Consider the following 17,827-nt stretch of genomic DNA (forward strand, 5'->3'; position numbering starts at 1 on the left):
GGATCATCCCATGCTCCACGAGTTGTTCAGTGTCTACCTCAAGATGCTGGTGCTCTATAGCCCGTTCTTCGTGCTGTCATGCTTCATCAGCCTGACCCGCGGCCACTCCAGCAAGGAACGCAAGCAACTGGCCTGGAAGGTGGCATTCGCCGCACTGGTGGCCAGCGTGCTGCTCTATCAGTTCGGGCGGGTGATCTTCGGCATTTTCGGCATCACCGCCGACGCCTTCCGCATCGGTGCCGGCAGCGTGCTGTTCATCTCTGCGCTGGGCATGGCCCAAGGCAAACCGGCGGTGCAGGCCGACAACGTGCAGCAGGATGTGACCATCGTGCCGCTGACCATTCCGCTTACGGTCGGCCCCGGCACCATCGGTGCCTTGCTGGTAATGGGCGTGGGCCAACCGCACTGGGACGACAAGCTGCTGGCCATCGTCGGCATTGCCTTGGCCAGCTTCACCGTGGGCCTGGTGCTGTACCTCTCGCATGGCATCGAAAAACTGCTCGGCGATCAGGGCCTGCAGATTGTCAGCCGTTTGATGGGGCTTTTTGTCTGCGCCTTGGCGGCGCAGATCATCTTCACCGGTATCAGGGGCTACCTTGTCGGCTAGCCCTCCGGCTCACGGCGCGGCTGGGTACCAGCGCGGGGTGTAGGCCCATTGCCCGCCATCGGCGCGGGCAAAGGTGCAGGTGGTGGACGAGCCGACCAGCACCATGGTGCGCATGTCGACCATCGCCGGCGTCAGCTCGGCGAGCGTCACAGTGCTGAGTGTCTGCCCGGGCCTGCCGATATCACGGCCCAGCACGACAGGCGTCTGCCCGTCGCGGTGCCGGCGCACGACCTCCAGCGCCACACCAAGCTGGTGTGGCCGGGACCTGGAGATCGGGTTGTAGAACGCCAACACCAGGTCGGCCTGGGCCGCCAGGTCCAGGCGTTTCTCGATGATCGACCAGGGCTTGAGGTTGTCCGACAGCGACATCACGCAGAAGTCATGCCCCAGCGGCGCACCGGCCTGAGCGGCAGTCGCCAGCGAAGCCGAGACGCCTGGCAGGATCTCCAGGTCGACCCGATGCCAGGCTGGGTCGGTGGAGGCATGCAGGGCTTCCAGCACGGCGGCGGCCATGGCGAACACACCGGGGTCCCCGGACGACACCACCACCACCGAGCGCCCTTGGGCGGCCAGCTCGAACGCATGGCGAGCACGCTGCATCTCTTCGCGGTTGTCGGTGCAATGTTGCACCTGATCGTCACGGAACGGCCCGGCCATGCGCACGTAGGTCTCGTAGCCGAGGATGTCTTCGGCACGCGCCAGCTCGGTTTTCACCGCCGGCACCATCAGCTCGGCCGCACCAGGGCCCAGGCCGATCACCGCCAGACGACCACGCTTGCGCCCCAGGCGGGCCGTGTCGACCGGCAGTGGGGCCAATGCAATGACCAGGCCCGACTGCTCAATCAGGCGAGCTTCGGGCAACGCTTGCGCCGCCATGCTGGCCAGCGTGCCGTCCATTGCCGCGAAGCGCAGCACGACGCCCAGTTCTGCTGCGGCCTCGTGCAAGGAAGGCTCGGCCATCGCCTGCTCGGCGACCAGCAGGCAAGCCAGCGAGGGCTCGGCAATGCCAGCCTCACGCAAAGCACCACGCACCTGTTCGGCCAGATAGGGGCCACCTGCCACGAGCGCCACCACCACTGAACGCGGGTGGATCAGCAGCTCGTCACGGCTGGCCACGCGCGCGTCACAACCCACATGGATGGTGCGCTGGGCCGTGTCACTGGCTGGCAGTTGTGCCTGCGCGAGCCAGGGTGCGTCACCCTCGATGCGCACGCGCTCGCCGGCCAGCAGGTCAGAGACAAAGCGTTTGCCCTGCTCCAGGTCCGCCAGGGCATAACCTTCCGGCGGGTTGAGCAGGCAGGTGCCGAAGCGCAACTCGCCACTGGTGGTGATCGCTGCCGCCACACCCAGCGCCTCCCCGAGTTCACGCGCCATGACGTTGACCCCACTCAGGCCACCCAACAGCGGCACCACCGCGCTACCGTCCTCGGCCACAGCCAGCACCGGCGGCTCGGCACCTTTCTCATCGAGCAGGCTGGCGAGGCTGCGGATGACGATGCCGGCGGCGCAGAGCGCGATGATCGGGGTGGCCTGCTGGTACAGCCTGCGCAGGGTCTCACCGAAGCCGTCGTAATACTGATCGGCGCCCTCTACCCGGCCACGCAGGCCATGAATGGTCGCCTGTGGGTAGCGCTGCTGGATGCGCTGCGCCGTCGCCAGGCTACCGGCACCGAGAATGACGATGGCCGGCGCCGGGTTCTTGTTCAGCCCTGCCATTTTTCCCCCGGCACGATAATCAACGAGAAGTACGGCGAGGACTGCGGGTCTACCTTATCCAGCGGCACGATCTTCTGGTTGGCCATCGTCGCCCGCTCGACATACAGCGCACGCCCGTCCAGCCCCAGCTCGCCCAGCACCTGGCGCACCTTGGGGAAGTTGCGGCCCAGTTTCATGATCACCGCCGCATCGGCATCAGCCAGACGGCGCTTGAGTTCTTCGGCAGGCAGCACGCCTGACAGCACCGACAGGCTCTGATTGCGATACACCAAAGGCGCGCCCAGTACCGAAGCGCCACCGAGCATCGAGCACACGCCCGGGACCACTTCGGCTTCATGCTGCTGGGCGAGGCGATCGTGCAGGTACATGTAGGAGCCGTAGAAGAACGGATCACCCTCGCAGATCACGGCCACATCGCGACCGGCATCCAGGTGCTCGGCTACCTGCACGGCCGCTTCATCGTAGAAATCGCTGATCACCTGCTCGTAGGACAATGGCGCGGGCAGTGCCTCGGTGGTCACCGGGTACACCAACGGCAGCAAGGTCTGCTCGGCTTGCAGGTGCGCCTCGATGATGCCGAAGGCGTTGCCGCGCTTGCCCTTGGCCACGAAGTACGCCACCACTGGCGACTCGCGCAGCAGGCGCAGCGCCTTGACGGTGATCAGTTCAGGGTCGCCGGGGCCAACGCCCAGGCCAAGCAGACGTCCGCGCGGCGTCATTATTCCACCTCCGTGGCCAGGGCGTTGACCGCGGCAGCGGCCATCGCGCTGCCGCCCAGGCGGCCCTGCATGATCACGAACGGTACGCCGCGACTGTCGGCGGCAAGCATCGCCTTGGACTCGGCAGCGCCGACGAAGCCGACCGGGAAGCCGAGGATCAGCGCGGGCTTTGGTGCACCGGCATCGATCATCTCCAGCAGGTAGAACAGCGCGGTCGGGGCATTGCCGATCACCACCACGCTGCCTTCGAGGTGCGGGCGCCACAGTTCCAGGGCCACGGCGGAGCGGGTGTTGCCGGCGTCCTTGGCCAGGCCTGGCACGCTCGGGTCGCGCAGAGTGCAGATCACCGGGTTGTTGGCGGGCAGGCGCGCGCGGGTGATGCCTTCGGCAACCATGTGCGCATCGCAGAGGATCGGCGCGCCGTTGGCCAGGGCTTCACGACCGGCACGGCCGGCACCTTCGGAGAACTGCAGGCCGTCGATCGCATCGACCATGCCGCAGGCATGAATCACGCGGACAGCGAGCTTTTCCAGGTCTGCGGGAATCCGCTCGAGCCGGGCTTCCTCGCGGATGATCCGGAAGGAATTGCGATAGATCTCCTGACCATCGCGGATATAGTCAATCATCATGGTGCTCCGTCGGCAGGGCGAGCATGGCGCCTGCTTCATTCAAGGTAAGGTCGGTGGCACGCAGGGCGCCCAGGCCCGGCAGGTGCGCGTCACGCAGATAGAGGTCATAGCGGCCCGCTGAACGGGCCAGCAAGGTGGCCGGGGCAACATGGGCCACGGCACAGGAGCGCGGGCAGCCGGAGAGGTGCACGCTGGCAGGTGCGCCACTGCCCAGCAGCGCCGCCAGCTCGACGGCATCGGCCTTGGTCTCGGCCAGGGCCTTGGCGCAGCCACTGCTACCGGTGCAGGCGACCAGTCGCGCCAAGGGCTCATCGGCCTGGCACAGCAGGCCCAGCGCCGCTAGCTCGACACGGGCCTGTTCGAGGCCGGCAGCGGCGATATTGGTCAGCATCAGGCTTTGCCATGGGCTCAGGCGCAGGCTGCCGTCGCCCCATTGGCGGGCCACCCGGGCAGCGCCGCGCAACATGGTCGGTGACAGGCGGCCCAACGGCGGCGCGACGCCCAGCGCGATGCCGTGCTGCTGTGTCACGGCACCCAGCCATGGGCTTTGCGCGACTTCGCGCTGCCACTGGAGCACGGCCGTATCGCGGCGCACTGGCAAGCCGAGTCCGTCGATGAAGGCATCGATCGGGGTACCTTGCAGCAGCTGGCGCATGCGCGACTGTTCCGGGCTGGCCAGGTCGAGGAAACGGTCGAGCACCGCGCGCACCAGCGCCAGCCCCTGCTCCAGCGGCACCGCACCCAGTACCGGGCCCTCAGCCGGGCAACTGGCGAGGCCGAAAGCCAGCCAATCGCGTTGCTCCAGGCGCAGTGCCGAGAGCCACAGGTCGTGAGGGTGATCGAGCATCGCCACGCCTTCACCCCCATCGAGTTGCACGGCGAACTTGGCCGACAACTGATGGAAGCGCGGCGTACCTTGCAGCAGGTCGAGGATCTGCCCCGCCAGCGGACGCACATCCAGCAGCATTGCCGGGTCATGCCCGGCAAGGGGGCTGAGCATCAGGTTGCGCACGTCGTCGCTGGCCGCGTCACGGGGACCGAGGCCTGCGGCCAGCAGGCTTGCGACCAGCCCGGCATGATCGCTGCCGATACCGCGGATCTGCAGATTGCCGCGGTTGGTGGCCTCGATCACCCCGCCCGCGAAACGCTCGGCTGCCGCCGCCACCGCGTCTGCCTGGTCGGCCAGCAGCAGGCCGCCGGGCAGCTTGATGCGGCAGATGCCACCGTCACGGGCGCTGACGATGCGCCACAACCCCGGGCAGGCCGAGGGACGGGGTGATGCAAAGGGCGTGTTGGCTGGCGTCAAAGGGGCGTCCGGCAATCGCTGAAAATGCGCTTGAGTGTAGAAGGCGCGGTATTATGCCTGCTTTGTCCGGCGGCATGAAAAGCCGGTGGTCGAGCATCGACAGCGATCGAGCAGAAATTCAGGAAAGCGTCGCCCTCTTCGCGGGTAAACCCGCTCCCACAGGATCCCGAATACCTGTAGGAGCGGGTTCACCCGCGATGGGGCGCGGAGCGGCCCCACATATGGCGGAACACAACACATGACCCCCTGGCTGACAGTAGTAGGCATCGGCGAAGACGGCTTCAGCGGCCTGGGCAAACAGGCCCGGCGCGCCCTGCTGGGTGCCTCGCAGATCATCGGCAGCCCACGCCAGCTGGCCCTGTTGCCGCGCTGCATCAGTGCCGAGCGACAAGACTGGCCAACCCCGTTCTCCCTCGCCCCGGTACTTGCACTGCGCGGACAGCCGACCTGCGTACTGGCCAGCGGTGACCCGATGTTTTATGGCGTCGGCGCCAGCTTGGCGCGGCAGGTGCCGGCCGAAGAAATGCAAGTGCTGTCGATGCCCTCGTCCTGTGCCCTGGCCGCCGCCCGCCTGGGCTGGCCGCTGCAGGACGTACACGTGGTGTCCGTGGTCGCACGCCCCCTGGCGGCGCTCAACGCCCACCTGTACAGCGGCCAGCGCCTGCTGGTGCTGAGCAACGACGGCGATAGCCCGGCGGCTATTGCTGCACTGCTGCGCGAGCGCGGTTTCGGGCCCAGCCGCCTGCACGTGCTTGAGCACCTCGGTGGTGCGGCCGAACAGCGCCTCTGCGGCACAGCCGATGACTGGCCACACAGGGAAGTCGCCGCCCTCAACCTGGTCGCCATCGAGTGCCTGGCCAGTCCGGACGCCATGCGTCTGTCACGTGTGCCCGGACTGCCGGACAGCGCCTTCCGCCATGATGGCCAGCTGACCAAGCGCGACGTGCGCGCCATCACCCTGGCGCGCCTGGCGCCGCAGCCCGGTGAATTGCTGTGGGATGTCGGCGCCGGTTGCGGCTCGATCGGCATCGAATGGATGCGCGCTCACCCGGCCTGCCGCACCCTGGCCATCGAAGCCGACGAAGGTCGGCAGGGCTTCATCGAATACAACCGCGATGCCCTCGGCGTGCCGGGCCTTCAGCTGGTTCGCGGCAAGGCACCCGACACCCTGCCCGAACTGGAACGCCCGGATGCCATCTTCATTGGTGGCGGCGTCACCCGCGAAGGCGTGTTGCCGCTGTGCTGGGAGCGCTTGCGCCCCGGTGGGCGGCTGGTGGCCAATGCGGTGACACTGCAAAGCGAGCTGGCCCTGGGGCACTTCCGTGAACAGCATGGTGGCGAACTGACCCGTATCCATGTCGCCCAGGCCCAGCCGTTGGGTGCCTTCGACACATGGCGCCAGGCGTTGCCGATCACCTTGCTCGACGTGGTGAAACCCCTCGATGCGTGAAGAAACCCGCGAGCAACCCGCGCCCCTGCGCAGCGGCCTGACCACCGGCAGCTGCGCCACCGCCACCAGTCTCGCGGCCGCCAAGTTGCTGCTGACCGGCCAGCGCGACGACGCGGTGAGCATCACCCTGCCCAAGGGCAAGGTGGTGCAGATGCGCCTGGAATTCTGTCGCCTGATCAACGAGCGCGCCGAAGCGGGCACGCTCAAGGATGCCGGCGACGATCCTGACGTCACCCACGGCGCCCTGCTCTACAGCCAGATCCGCCTGCAGGCGCAACCTGGCATACGCTTCGTCGCAGGCTCTGGCGTCGGTACCGTCACCCGCCCCGGCCTGGTGCTGGCAGTGGGTGAGCCGGCCATCAATCCGGTGCCACGGCGGATGATCAGCGAGCACTTGCAGCAGTTGGCCGACGAGTGCAGCTATCCGGGCGGCTTCGAGGTCACGGTCAATGTGCAAGGCGGTGAGGCGCTGGCGCTGAAAACCATGAACCCGCGCCTGGGCATCCTCGGCGGGCTGTCGATCCTCGGCACCAGCGGCATCGTCCGGCCCTTCTCCTGCTCGGCGTACATCGCCTCGATCCACCAGGGCATCGACGTCGCCCACACCAACGGCTACACCCATATCGCTGCATGCACCGGCAATTCCAGCGAAGACACCATGCGCCGGGTCTATGACCTGCCCGAGATCGCCCTGATCGAAATGGGCGATTTCGTCGGCGCCGTGCTCAAACACGTGCGCAAAGTGCCGGTGCCACGCCTGACCCTGTGCGGCGGTTTCGGCAAGATCAGCAAGCTGGCTGCCGGGCACATGGACCTGCACAGCCGCCACTCGAGCATCGACCTGCCACAGCTGGCCGGCTGGGCAGCGGACATCGGCGCCGACGCCGAGCTGCAAGCGGCCATCATTGCCGCCAACACCAGCCAGCAGGCCCTGGCCTTGGCGCACGCCGCCGGCATCGCCCTGGGCGATGCGGTGTGCGCCCATGCCCTGGCCTTCGCCCGCAGCGTGGTGCCGGCTCAGGTGCAAGTCGAAGTATTTGCCATCGACCGCCAGGGTGGCATCGTCGGCAAGGCCGGTGTGCAATGACCCGCCGCATCCTGCTGCTCGGCGGTGTCACCGAAGCGCTTGCCATCGCCCGCCAGCTCGGCCCCGAGCACGTCTACAGCCTGGCCGGCATCGGCCGCGTGCCGCAGGACCTGGCCTGTCAGGTACGGGTCGGTGGATATGGGGGCGCTGACGGACTAGCCGCTTACCTGCGTGAGGCCGGCATCAACCTGCTCATCGATGCCACCCACCCCTATGCCGCGCAGATCAGCCGAAACGCCGCCAACGCCGCACGGGCCGTCGGCATCCCCTGCTGGGCCTTGCGCCGCCCGGCCTGGCAAGCGCAAGCAGGGGACGATTGGCGAGAGGTGGAAGACTGGGCTGGCCTGATCGAAGCGCTGAAGCCATTCAAGCGACCATTGTTCACGCTAGGCCGCGAGCCGCTGCAACATCTCGAGGAAATTCCGCCGGAGCAGTTCTGGACCTTGCGGGCGCTGGAGGCCTGCGCTGGCAATCAACGCTGCGAGGTGATCGGTGCACGCGGCCCCTTCCTCATCGAGGACGAGCGGGTATTGTTCGAGCGACGCCACATTGATGTGCTGGTCAGCAAGAACAGCGGCAGCGTCGCAACCGAGCCGAAGCTGGACGTGGCGCGGGAGCGTGGCGTACCGGTGCTGATCCTGAAACGTCCGGTACTTCAGGCGGTGGATCGGGATTTCACATCCGTTGCTCAAATGATCACAGCTATTTCAGACTTTTCCTTCAGGGCATGAAGTGGCCCTGTGCCGCTTCGCTGCCGTAAACTCAGGCCCTCCCTCTCCCGGAAGGCGTCACTCATATGGAAATGCAATGGTGGATCTGGCTGGTGTTCGGCATCGGCCTGATCCTGCTCGAACTGGTCCTGCCCACGTTCTTCATCCTCTGGTTCGGTATCGGTGCCGTACTGGTATCGCTCATCGCCCTCGCCGCCCCCGCCCTGCAGCTGGACATGCAGGTGCTGCTGTGGGTGCTGTTCTCCTCGGTGACCACCTTCCTCTGGTTCAAGCTGTTCAAGCGCAAGCAACCCGACGTGCGCTGGACCGCCGACAGCGTGATCGGTGAAGTCGGGCTGCTGACCAGCAGCGTCTCGCAATTCCAGAAAGGCCACGTGCGCTTCCAGAAGCCGCTGCTCGGCAACGAAGAGTGGACCTGCGTCGCCGACGGCGACATCCCCGCCGGCGAGCGTGTGCGCCTCGTCGCCATCGAAGGCAACATCGCCCGGGTCGTCCGGGCCTGAATCGCATTCAAAAGGAAGCCAGCATCATGACCAGTCTCATCGTCGTCGGCGCCCTCGCCGTGTTCGTCCTGATCACCGTGTTCAAGGGGGTGCGTATCGTGCCCCAGGGCGAAGAGTGGATCGTCGAGCGCCTGGGCCGCTACAACAGCACCCTCAAGCCCGGCCTGAACATCGTCATCCCGTACATGGACGTGGTCGCCTATCGCCTGCCGACCAAGGACATCATCCTCGACGTGCAGGAACAGGAAATCATCACCAAGGACAACGCGGTGATCGTCGCCAATGCCCTGTGCTTCGCCAAGGTGGTCGACCCGCAGAAGGCCTCCTATGGCGTGCAGAACTTCTCCTTCGCCGTCACCAGCCTGACCATGACCTCGCTGCGCGCCATCGTTGGCGCCATGGACCTGGACGAGGCACTGTCGAGCCGTGAGCAGATCAAGGCGCGCCTGCGCGAGGCCATGTCCGAGCAGACCGAAGACTGGGGCGTGACCGTGCGTTCGGTGGAGATCCAGGACATCAAGCCGTCGGAGAACATGCAGCTGGCCATGGAACGCCAGGCGGCCGCCGAGCGTGAGCGTAAAGCCGACGTGACCCGCGCCGAAGGTGCCAAGCAGGCGGCCATCCTCGAAGCCGAAGCGCGCCTGCAGTCGGCCAAGCTGGACGCCGAAGCGCAGATCAATCTGGCCGAGGCTTCGGCGCGGGCGATCTCGCTGGTCAAGGAAGCGGTGGGCAACGAGACCGTGCCGGCCATGTACCTGCTCGGTGAGCGTTATGTGGGGGCCATGGAGAACCTGGCCAGCAGTAGCAATGCCAAGGTCGTGGTGCTGCCAGCGGACCTGCAGGAAACCGTGCGTGGCCTGATGGGCCGTAACAAGGGTTGAGAATGCCGGGGCGCTTTGCGCCCCTTTCGCGACACAAGGCCGCTCCTACAAGGGAACGCGTTCTCCTGCAGGAGCGGCCTTGTGTCGCGATGGGCTCCTCAGCAGCCCAAATACCAGCCACCTGCGTCACTTCACCGCACCCCGTCTTTTTTACCTATACTGCGCCTTACAATAACGCCCACGATTCCTGACCGGATCTCTCCATGCCCCCACGTCGGCACATTGCCTGGATAGCCTGCCTTGCAGTGCTGTTCAACCTGCTGGCCATGCCGCTGTCTTCTGCCGCGCCCAAAGGCCCGGCCGAGCAGCTGCTGTGGGGGGCTTTCTGTTCCAGCCTGGCGGGCAAGGCCAAGGCCGATGTCCAGGCCCTGGCCAAGATCGACCTGACCACGCAAAGCGACCAGCACGCCAACATGCAGCACTGCTGGTGCTGCTCGGGCGCAGCACCGTTGCTGGCGCTGCCGGGTTATCCGCCACAGCTGCACAACCCGCTCACGCTGCTGGCCGGGCATCCACCGCCGGTGGGCGACTACCAGCCCACGCCGCGCCTGCTCTGGCCTGCGATCAATCCCCGAGCCTCTCCCCTGGTCTGAGTTCCTCACGCTGTGTGCCTGAACCTGAACCGATCGGAGACTCACCATGCTCAAGCAAGCCCTTGTACTGGCGGCCCTGCTGCTGCCCGGCGCCTACGCCAACGCTCATGAATACACCGTGGGCGACCTGCACATCGCCCACCCGTGGTCGCTGCAACTACCGCCCAATGCCCCCAACGTCGCCGCCTATTTCGTCGTGCATAACAACGGCAAGGCCGATGACCGCCTCCTGGGCGTCGACAGCCCGATCAGCGATGACGCGCAACTGCACGAACATGCCATGAGCGCCAGCGGCGCCATGAAGATGCAGCAGGTGCAAAGCGTGGTGGTGCCCGCCGGCAAGGACCTGACCTTCGCGCCCAGCGCCTACCATGTGATGCTCATGCAGCCCAAGGACCGTAGCCTGCTCAGCGATGGCAAGCGCTTCCCGCTGACCCTGCATTTCCAGAAGGCCGGCGACATCACCGTCGACGTGGCCGTTCAGAAGCAGGCGCCGGCGGACCAAACCCACGAACACGCGCACTGACGTCCGCTGACAGGCGCTCGCCTACATGAGCCAGCCGCGCAACAGCCTCAGCCGTACCACCCGCCCTGAACGCAGGCGCGTCGGTGGCGGCTGGCTGAGCCTGTTCGCCATGTGGATGATCTTCATCGGTCCGCTGATTTCCCAGTCGATGCCGATGGACCATCACACCGGCATGAGCATGCCGATGGACATGTCGATGTCCATGCCGGCCGAGCACGCCCATGGAGGCGACAGCCATCATGGCCACGGCGACGACGGCCAGCTGCATGTGATGTGGGAAAAGTGCGGTTACTGCAGCCTGTTGTTCAACTGCCCCGCCCTGCCGCAAACCCTCAGCCCGCTCAGTGTCGCCAGCGCAGCTCCCCCCGCCCTGACCCCACCCCCTACGCGCCAGGGCCATGCCCTGCAGGCTGTCTTCCCCGGTGCGCGCAGCCGCGCGCCGCCCCTTTCGATCATCGTCTGACACCCCGTTATCGCACGGAGCCAGAAGGCTTCGCGCACACCCATGACTGATCGACTGGAATCACTATGTCCGGCTGCACCCCTGTATCAGCTCCCTTCCTGCGAGGGACATTCGCCGCACTGTGCGGCTCGCTGCTCGCGCCCATGGCCATGGCCGCCGAACCTGGCCATGAAGGCCACGAGGCCGAGCTGAGCCCTACGGTGATCACCGCGCTTGCGCCGAGCTCGCCGCTGACCGTCGTCACCAACCCCAAGGACCCGCGCCAGCCCGTGCCGGCCAGCGATGGTGCCGACTACCTGAAAACCATCCCAGGCTTTTCGGCCATCCGCGCCGGTGGCACCAATGGCGACCCGGTGCTGCGCGGCATGTTCGGCTCGCGCCTGAACATCCTCACCAACGGTGGCGTGATGCTTGGCGCCTGCCCAAACCGCATGGACGCCCCGACCTCCTACATTGCACCGGAAACCTACGACCGCCTGACCGTGATCAAAGGCCCGCAAAGCGTGATCTGGGGGCCAGGTGGCTCGGCGGGCACCATCCTCTTCGAGCGTGAGCCGGAAAAGTTCGGCACCCTCGGCAGCCGGGTCAACGCCAGCCTGCTGGCCGGCTCCCATGGCCGCTTCGACAAGGTGCTGGATGCTGCGGCCGGCAACAGCCAGGGCTACGCGCGCTTCGTTGGCAACCAGTCGCGCTCGGACGATTATGACGACGGCAATGGCGACACCGTGCCCTCGCGCTGGGAGAAGTGGAACGGCGACGTGGCCCTGGGCTGGACGCCCGACCAGGACACCTTGCTCGAGCTCACTGCGGGCAAGGGTGACGGCGAGGCGCGCTATGCCGGGCGTGGCATGGATGGCGCGCAGTTCAAGCGCGAAAGCCTGGGCCTGCGCTTTGAAAAGTCCAACCTCGGCGAGGTGCTCGACAAGGTCGAAGCGCAGGTCTATTACAACTACGCCGACCACGTGATGGACAACTACAGCCTGCGCACCCCCTCGGGCACCGGCATGATGGCCAGCCCCATGGCCGCCGCCGTCGACCGCCGCACCCTGGGTGCACGCATCAAGGCTACCTGGCGCTGGGCCGACGTGCAGCTGGTCAGTGGCATCGACGCGCAGACCAACGAGCACCGCGCACGCAGTGCCATGGGCATCGACACCTACAAGGACAAGCCGTGGGAAAAGGATGCCGACTTCCACAACTACGGTGCCTTCGGCGAGCTGACCTGGTACGTCACAGGTGATGATCGCCTGATCACCGGCGCCCGCCTGGACCGCGCCTCGGCCCGAGATTTTCGCGATGACAGCGCCACCAACGGCAACACCCGCGCCGACACGCTGCCCAGCGGCTTCGTGCGCTACGAGCACGACCTGACGGCACTGCCGGCCACCGCCTACATCGGCCTCGGCCATGCCCAGCGCTTCCCTGACTACTGGGAGCTGTTCTCCCCGGACCAGGGCCCGGCCGGCTCGGTGAATGCCTTCGACAGCATCAAGCCAGAGAAGACCACCCAGCTCGACTTCGGCATCCAGTACCGCGACGAGCGTCTGGAAGCCTGGGCCTCGGGCTACGTCGGGCAGATCCGTGACTACATCCTGTTCGACTACCGCACCGGGATGATGGGCATGAGCACCTCACAGGCACAGAACATCGACGCCCGCATCATGGGCGGCGAACTGGGTGCGGCCTACAGGCTCAGCGAGCGCTGGAAGGCCGATGCCACCCTGGCCTACGCCTGGGGCAAGAACAGCAGCGACGGCAAGGCACTGCCGCAGATGCCGCCACTGGAAAGCCGCCTGGGCCTGACCTACAGCCGCGACAGCTGGAGCGCCGGTGCCCTGTGGCGCCTGGTAGCGGCGCAGAACCGCATCGCCGAGAACCAGGGCAACGTGGTGGGCAAGGACTTCGGCACCAGCGCCGGCTTCGGCGTGTTCTCGCTAAACGGCGCCTACAAGGTGAACCACAACCTCAAGCTCAGCGCGGGGGTCGACAACCTGTTCGACAAAACCTACGCCGAGCACCTGAACCTGGCCGGGAATGCCGGGTTCGGCTACCCGGCCGCTGATCCACAGCCGGTGAACGAGCCAGGCAGGACCTTCTGGACCAAGGTCGATTTCAGCTTCTGACAACAACAACGGGCGCGGCTTCGGTGGCGCCCTTCAGCTGGTCAAACAGGAGGTTCCCATGAGCGGAACACGCGTTTCCTTCTACAACCTGGCCTGGCGCTGGCACTTCTATGCGGGGCTGTTCGTGGCCCCGTTCATGATCCTGCTGGCGCTCACCGGGATCATCTACCTGTTCAAGCCGCAGCTCGACCCGCTGCTGTACCGAGACCTGATGGTGGTCGAAGCCGGCCATCATCGACAGGGCGCTGACACACTGCTGGCTGAAGTGCGCCAGGCCTACCCGAAAGGCCATGTCGGCCAGTACCTGCCGCCGATCGATGCCGAGCGCAGCGCGCAGTTCGTGGTGCATGACGGTGGCCGCGAGCTGAACGTGTTTGTCGACCCGTACAGCGGCAAGATCCTTGGCGAGCAGGACGGCAAGCAGAACCTGCAGGCCATCGCCCGCGCTCTGCACGGCGAACTGATGGTCGGCACCGTCGGTGACCGCCTGGTTGAGTTGGCCGCCGGTTGGGGCATCGTGCTGGTGGTGTCTGGCCTGTACCTCTGGTGGCCACGCGGACGTAACGGTGCCGGCGTGCTGTGGCCACGGTTCGCGGCGAAAGGTCGATTGTTCTGGCGCGACCTGCATGCGGTGACCGGGTTCTGGGGCTCTGCCCTGCTGTTGCTGATGCTGGTCAGCGGCATGACCTGGACCGGCATGTGGGGCAAGCAGTACGCCGACCTGTGGAACCGCTTCCCGGCGGCCATGTGGAATGACGTGCCCAAGTCGGACCAGCAGGCCCGCGCATTGAACAGTGCGCACCGCCAGACCGTGCCGTGGGCGATGGAGAACACACCGATGCCGCAATCCGGCGCGCATGCCGAGCATGGCGGGCACCACATGATGGACAGTGCACCGGCTGCGCCACAGGTAAGCCTGCAGCAGGTGCAGGATATCGCCACAGCACGCCAGGTTGAACCAGGCTACAGCATCACCGCCCCGACCACTGCAGAAGGCGTGTACACCATCGCCGTGTTCGCCGACGACCCGCGCAACGACGCCACCCTGCATGTCGACCAATACACCGGCAAGGTCCTGGCCGATGTGCGCTGGCAGGATTACAGCCCGGTGGCCCGTGCGACCGAGCTGGGCGTGATGCTGCACGAGGGCAAGATGTTCGGGGCGTTGAACCAGATCATCATCCTGCTGGTGTGCCTGATGATCCTGCTGGGCTCGGTGAGCGGGCTGGTGATGTGGTGGAAACGCCGGCCCGAGGGTGGGCTGGGGGTGCCGCCGCTGCGCCATGACCTGCCGCGCTGGAAGACCGCAGTGGGGGTGATGCTGGTGCTGGGCGTGATGTTCCCGCTGGTGGGGGTGTCGATGGTGGTGATGTGGGTGGTGGATAGCCTGGTCGTCAGGCGCCGCCGGGTGCTGGCTCAAGCTTGAGATCGCCGGGGGGCGCTTTGCGCCCCTTTCGCGACCCAAGGCCGCTCCTACAGAAAGGTCGAGTCGATCTGTCGCGCGCCTATCTGGCACGAGCGTGTTAGCCTTGCCGGCTACCTCTGACAAGAAGACTGACCTTTCAAGGGAATGCAGCTTGATGACGCACACTTCTCCCACCGCGCCAGATGAGCAACATCTGCAGCGCAACCTGACCAACCGCCACATCCAGCTGATCGCCATCGGTGGTGCCATCGGCACCGGCCTGTTCATGGGCTCGGGCAAGACCATCAGCCTGGCAGGGCCGTCGATCATCTTCGTCTACATGATCATCGGCTTCATGCTGTTCTTCGTCATGCGCGCCATGGGCGAACTGCTGCTGTCGAACCTCAACTACAAGTCGTTCATCGACTTTTCCGCCGACCTGCTCGGCCCTTGGGCCGGCTACTTCACCGGCTGGACGTACTGGTTCTGCTGGGTGGTCACCGGTATCGCCGACGTGGTCGCCATCGCCGCCTACACGCAATTCTGGTTCCCGGACCTTCCGCAGTGGATACCAGCGCTGACCTGCGTGGCGGTACTGCTGTCGCTGAACCTGGTGACGGTGAAGATGTTCGGTGAAATGGAGTTCTGGTTCGCCCTGATCAAGATCGTCGCCATCCTCGGCCTGGTCGCCACCGGCCTGTACATGGTCATCACCGGCTTCACTTCGCCAAGCGGGCGCACGGCGCAGCTGGCCAACCTGTGGAACGACGGCGGCATGTTCCCCAATGGCCTGATGGGATTCTTCGCCGGCTTCCAGATTGCCGTGTTTGCCTTCGTCGGTATCGAGCTGGTAGGCACCACGGCCGCAGAAGCGAAGAACCCCGAGCGCACCCTGCCACGGGCGATCAACTCGATCCCGGTACGGATCATCGTGTTCTACGTGCTGGCCCTGATCGCGATCATGGCGGTGACCCCATGGCGCGACGTGGTGCCGGGCAAGAGCCCGTTCGTGGAACTGTTCGTGCTGGCCGGCCTGCCGGCGGCGGCGAGCATCATCAACTTCGTGGTGTTGACCTCGGCGGCCTCGTCGGCCAACAGCGGCGTGTTTTCGACCAGCCGCATGCTCTACGGCCTGTCCCAGGAAGGTGACGCGCCACGGGCGTTCGAGAAACTGTCGAACCGTTCGGTGCCGGCCAACGGCCTGTTCTTCTCCTGCGCCTGCCTGCTGCTGGGCGCGGTGCTGATCTACCTGGTGCCAAACGTGGTCGAGGCGTTCACCCTGGTGACTACCGTTTCGGCGGTGCTGTTCATGTTCGTCTGGACGCTGATCCTGCTGTCGTACCTGAAGTACCGCAAGCAGCGCGACGCGTTGCACCAGGCATCGAACTACAAGATGCCGGGCGGGCGCTTCATGTGCTACGTGTGCCTGGCGTTCTTCGCCTTCATCCTGGTATTGCTGAGCCTGGAAGCGGACACCCGCTCGGCGCTGGTGGTGACGCCGATCTGGTTTGTGCTGCTGGCAGTGACTTACCAGTTCGTGCGGAGCAAGCGCCACCCACGCACCGCTGTGCGTAACGGCTGATTCTGCTGGGGCCGCTACGCGGCCCCAATGCTGTGCACGCAAATCTTCCAGGCACCAACCTGGCCCGGCAAAACGCCCCAACACCTCGCACAACCCCTCTACTACGCGCCTCTGGCCCTTAGGCACACCCCTTGCAACGCCCCTCCCCGCTTTGGCCAACACCATAAAAACTCAGCGGAGAGAGCACATGAAGCGTCGTAGTCTGATCAAGGCCTTTACCCTCAGCGCATCGCTCGCGGCGATGGGCCTGAGCTGGAGCATCCAGGCCGCCGAAACCATCAAGGTCGGTATCCTGCATTCGCTGTCCGGGACCATGGCGATTTCCGAGACGTCGCTCAAGGACATGGCGCTGATGACCATCGACGAGATCAACGCCAAAGGCGGGGTCAACGGCAAGCTGCTCGAACCTGTGGTGGTCGACCCGGCCTCCAACTGGCCGCTGTTCGCCGAAAAGAGCCGCCAGCTGCTGACCCAGGACAAGGTCGCGGTAGTGTTCGGCTGCTGGACCTCGGTGTCGCGCAAGTCGGTGCTGCCGGTGTTCGAGGAGCTCAACGGCCTGCTGTTCTACCCGGTGCAGTACGAGGGTGAAGAGATGTCACCAAACGTGTTCTACACCGGCGCCGCGCCCAACCAGCAGGCCATCCCGGCCGTCGAATACCTGATGAGCGAAGACGGCGGTAGCGCCAAACGCTTCTTCCTGCTGGGCACCGACTACGTCTACCCGCGCACCACCAACAAGATCCTGCGCGCTTTCCTGCACAGCAAGGGCGTGGCCGACAAGGACATCGAAGAGGTCTACACCCCGTTCGGCCACGCCGATTACCAGACCATCGTCGCCAACATCAAGAAGTTCTCCGCCGGCGGCAAAACGGCAGTCATCTCCACCGTCAACGGCGACTCCAACGTGCCGTTCTACAAGGAGCTGGCCAACCAGGGCCTGAAGGCCACCGACGTGCCGGTGGTGGCGTTCTCGGTGGGTGAAGAAGAGCTGCGCGGCATCGACACCAAGCCGCTGGTGGGCCACCTGGCGGCGTGGAACTACTTCGAGTCGGTGGATAACCCGGTCAACCAGAAGTTCGTCGCCGACTGGAAGGCCTACGCCAAGGCCAAGGGCCTGCCGGGCGCCGACAAGGCGGTGACCAACGACCCGATGGAGGCCACCTACGTGGGTATCCACATGTGGGCTCAGGCTGCCGAGAAAGCCAAGTCCACCGATGTCGACAAGGTACGCGAGGCCCTGGCCGGGCAGACCTTCAAGGCACCGTCGGGCTTCACCCTGACCATGGACAAGACCAACCACCACCTGCACAAACCGGTGATGATCGGCGAGATCCAGGATGACGGGCAGTTCAGTGTGGTGTGGGAGACCGAGCAGCCGCTGCGGGCGCAGCCTTGGAGCCCGTTCATTCCAGGTAACGACAAGCGGCCGGACTATGCAGTGAAAGGTAACTGAGTGCACTGGGGCTAATCTGCAGCCCATTCGCGGGCTCGCCCGCTCCCACAGGG

17 protein-coding genes are annotated in these 17,827 nt (G+C 65.7%); 13 read left to right on the top strand and 4 right to left on the bottom strand.

The features are described 5' to 3' along the window. The first annotated feature begins 10 nt into the window (after positions 1-10). Positions 11-607: a MarC family protein gene (locus tag ACIPW4_RS08130; RefSeq protein ID WP_400656548.1), complete on the top strand. Its 597-nt coding sequence runs from the start codon at positions 11-13 to the stop codon at positions 605-607. Between the two features lie 9 nt (positions 608-616). Here the strand turns inward: ACIPW4_RS08130 and cobJ are convergent, their stop codons facing one another. Genes cobJ through cobG form a run of 4 tightly spaced genes read right to left on the bottom strand, consistent with a single transcriptional unit; the run spans position 617 to position 4,992 of the window. Next, a complete protein-coding gene (gene cobJ, locus ACIPW4_RS08135; RefSeq protein ID WP_400656550.1) occupies positions 617-2,323 on the bottom strand; it encodes a precorrin-3B C(17)-methyltransferase in 1,707 nt (568 codons plus the stop codon). Then, on the bottom strand, positions 2,311-3,042 hold the full coding sequence (locus ACIPW4_RS08140) for a precorrin-2 C(20)-methyltransferase (RefSeq protein WP_400656553.1): 732 nt from the start codon (positions 3,040-3,042) through the stop codon (positions 2,311-2,313). The genes cobJ and ACIPW4_RS08140 overlap by 13 nt, the downstream gene beginning before the upstream one ends. After that, positions 3,042-3,668: a precorrin-8X methylmutase gene (locus ACIPW4_RS08145; protein WP_103445841.1), complete on the bottom strand. Its 627-nt coding sequence runs from the start codon at positions 3,666-3,668 to the stop codon at positions 3,042-3,044. Before ACIPW4_RS08145 ends, ACIPW4_RS08140 begins: the two co-directional genes overlap by 1 nt. Then, positions 3,661-4,992: a precorrin-3B synthase gene (gene cobG, locus ACIPW4_RS08150; RefSeq protein ID WP_400656555.1), complete on the bottom strand. Its 1,332-nt coding sequence runs from the start codon at positions 4,990-4,992 to the stop codon at positions 3,661-3,663. The genes ACIPW4_RS08145 and cobG overlap by 8 nt, the downstream gene beginning before the upstream one ends. A gap of 223 nt (positions 4,993-5,215) precedes the next feature. Here cobG and cbiE point away from each other — a divergent pair, with 223 nt between their 5' ends. The 12 genes from cbiE to urtA all read left to right on the top strand — a co-directional run bounded on the left by cbiE (position 5,216) and on the right by urtA (position 17,774). Then, positions 5,216-6,427, top strand: coding sequence for a precorrin-6y C5,15-methyltransferase (decarboxylating) subunit CbiE (gene cbiE, locus ACIPW4_RS08155; protein ID WP_400656557.1), 1,212 nt, complete (start codon positions 5,216-5,218; stop codon positions 6,425-6,427). After that, positions 6,420-7,514, top strand: a complete 1,095-nt coding sequence (locus ACIPW4_RS08160) for a cobalt-precorrin-5B (C(1))-methyltransferase (RefSeq protein WP_400656559.1) — start codon at positions 6,420-6,422, stop codon at positions 7,512-7,514. Before cbiE ends, ACIPW4_RS08160 begins: the two co-directional genes overlap by 8 nt. Continuing rightward, the gene (locus tag ACIPW4_RS08165) at positions 7,511-8,245 is read left to right on the top strand and encodes a cobalt-precorrin-6A reductase (RefSeq protein WP_400656560.1); all 735 of its coding nucleotides are present in this window, start codon (positions 7,511-7,513) and stop codon (positions 8,243-8,245) included. The genes ACIPW4_RS08160 and ACIPW4_RS08165 overlap by 4 nt, the downstream gene beginning before the upstream one ends. Positions 8,246-8,310: 65 nt before the next feature. Further along, positions 8,311-8,748, top strand: coding sequence for an NfeD family protein (locus ACIPW4_RS08170; RefSeq protein ID WP_400656561.1), 438 nt, complete (start codon positions 8,311-8,313; stop codon positions 8,746-8,748). 26 nt (positions 8,749-8,774) lie between these two features. After that, positions 8,775-9,629: an SPFH domain-containing protein gene (locus tag ACIPW4_RS08175; protein ID WP_400656563.1), complete on the top strand. Its 855-nt coding sequence runs from the start codon at positions 8,775-8,777 to the stop codon at positions 9,627-9,629. Positions 9,630-9,832: 203 nt separating this feature from the next. After that, entirely contained in the window at positions 9,833-10,222 is a 390-nt protein-coding gene (locus tag ACIPW4_RS08180) for a DUF2946 domain-containing protein (RefSeq protein ID WP_400656564.1), read from the top strand. Positions 10,223-10,268: 46 nt separating this feature from the next. Continuing rightward, positions 10,269-10,748, top strand: a complete 480-nt coding sequence (locus ACIPW4_RS08185) for a copper chaperone PCu(A)C (protein ID WP_400656566.1) — start codon at positions 10,269-10,271, stop codon at positions 10,746-10,748. A 25-nt stretch (positions 10,749-10,773) separates the two neighbouring features. After that, complete coding sequence (locus ACIPW4_RS08190; RefSeq protein ID WP_400656567.1) at positions 10,774-11,211, top strand: DUF2946 domain-containing protein; 438 nt, start codon at positions 10,774-10,776, stop codon at positions 11,209-11,211. 65 nt (positions 11,212-11,276) lie between these two features. Next, positions 11,277-13,334, top strand: coding sequence for a TonB-dependent copper receptor (locus ACIPW4_RS08195; protein WP_400656569.1), 2,058 nt, complete (start codon positions 11,277-11,279; stop codon positions 13,332-13,334). 58 nt (positions 13,335-13,392) lie between these two features. After that, positions 13,393-14,760: a PepSY-associated TM helix domain-containing protein gene (locus tag ACIPW4_RS08200; RefSeq protein ID WP_400656570.1), complete on the top strand. Its 1,368-nt coding sequence runs from the start codon at positions 13,393-13,395 to the stop codon at positions 14,758-14,760. Positions 14,761-14,914: 154 nt separating this feature from the next. After that, positions 14,915-16,321, top strand: coding sequence for a D-serine/D-alanine/glycine transporter (gene cycA / locus ACIPW4_RS08205; protein ID WP_400656572.1), 1,407 nt, complete (start codon positions 14,915-14,917; stop codon positions 16,319-16,321). A gap of 187 nt (positions 16,322-16,508) precedes the next feature. Continuing rightward, the gene (urtA, locus tag ACIPW4_RS08210) at positions 16,509-17,774 is read left to right on the top strand and encodes an urea ABC transporter substrate-binding protein (protein WP_110633610.1); all 1,266 of its coding nucleotides are present in this window, start codon (positions 16,509-16,511) and stop codon (positions 17,772-17,774) included. The last annotated feature ends 53 nt before the right edge of the window (positions 17,775-17,827 follow it).

Source organism: Pseudomonas sp. NPDC089996, from assembly GCF_044748405.1.
Lineage (GTDB): Bacteria > Pseudomonadota > Gammaproteobacteria > Pseudomonadales > Pseudomonadaceae > Aquipseudomonas.

Bases quoted from the DNA above. Each gene is read 5' to 3' on its own strand.
- ACIPW4_RS08130 (WP_400656548.1), top strand. From the start codon at position 11: ATGCTCCACGAGTTGTTCAGTGTCTACCTCAAGATGCTGGTGCTCTAT.
- cobJ (WP_400656550.1), bottom strand. From the start codon at position 2,323: ATGGCAGGGCTGAACAAGAACCCGGCGCCGGCCATCGTCATTCTCGGT.
- ACIPW4_RS08140 (WP_400656553.1), bottom strand. From the start codon at position 3,042: ATGACGCCGCGCGGACGTCTGCTTGGCCTGGGCGTTGGCCCCGGCGAC.
- ACIPW4_RS08145 (WP_103445841.1), bottom strand. From the start codon at position 3,668: ATGATTGACTATATCCGCGATGGTCAGGAGATCTATCGCAATTCCTTC.
- cbiE (WP_400656557.1), top strand. From the start codon at position 5,216: ATGACCCCCTGGCTGACAGTAGTAGGCATCGGCGAAGACGGCTTCAGC.
- ACIPW4_RS08160 (WP_400656559.1), top strand. From the start codon at position 6,420: ATGCGTGAAGAAACCCGCGAGCAACCCGCGCCCCTGCGCAGCGGCCTG.
- ACIPW4_RS08165 (WP_400656560.1), top strand. From the start codon at position 7,511: ATGACCCGCCGCATCCTGCTGCTCGGCGGTGTCACCGAAGCGCTTGCC.
- ACIPW4_RS08170 (WP_400656561.1), top strand. From the start codon at position 8,311: ATGGAAATGCAATGGTGGATCTGGCTGGTGTTCGGCATCGGCCTGATC.
- ACIPW4_RS08175 (WP_400656563.1), top strand. From the start codon at position 8,775: ATGACCAGTCTCATCGTCGTCGGCGCCCTCGCCGTGTTCGTCCTGATC.
- ACIPW4_RS08180 (WP_400656564.1), top strand. From the start codon at position 9,833: ATGCCCCCACGTCGGCACATTGCCTGGATAGCCTGCCTTGCAGTGCTG.
- ACIPW4_RS08185 (WP_400656566.1), top strand. From the start codon at position 10,269: ATGCTCAAGCAAGCCCTTGTACTGGCGGCCCTGCTGCTGCCCGGCGCC.
- ACIPW4_RS08190 (WP_400656567.1), top strand. From the start codon at position 10,774: ATGAGCCAGCCGCGCAACAGCCTCAGCCGTACCACCCGCCCTGAACGC.
- ACIPW4_RS08195 (WP_400656569.1), top strand. From the start codon at position 11,277: ATGTCCGGCTGCACCCCTGTATCAGCTCCCTTCCTGCGAGGGACATTC.
- ACIPW4_RS08200 (WP_400656570.1), top strand. From the start codon at position 13,393: ATGAGCGGAACACGCGTTTCCTTCTACAACCTGGCCTGGCGCTGGCAC.
- cycA (WP_400656572.1), top strand. From the start codon at position 14,915: ATGACGCACACTTCTCCCACCGCGCCAGATGAGCAACATCTGCAGCGC.
- urtA (WP_110633610.1), top strand. From the start codon at position 16,509: ATGAAGCGTCGTAGTCTGATCAAGGCCTTTACCCTCAGCGCATCGCTC.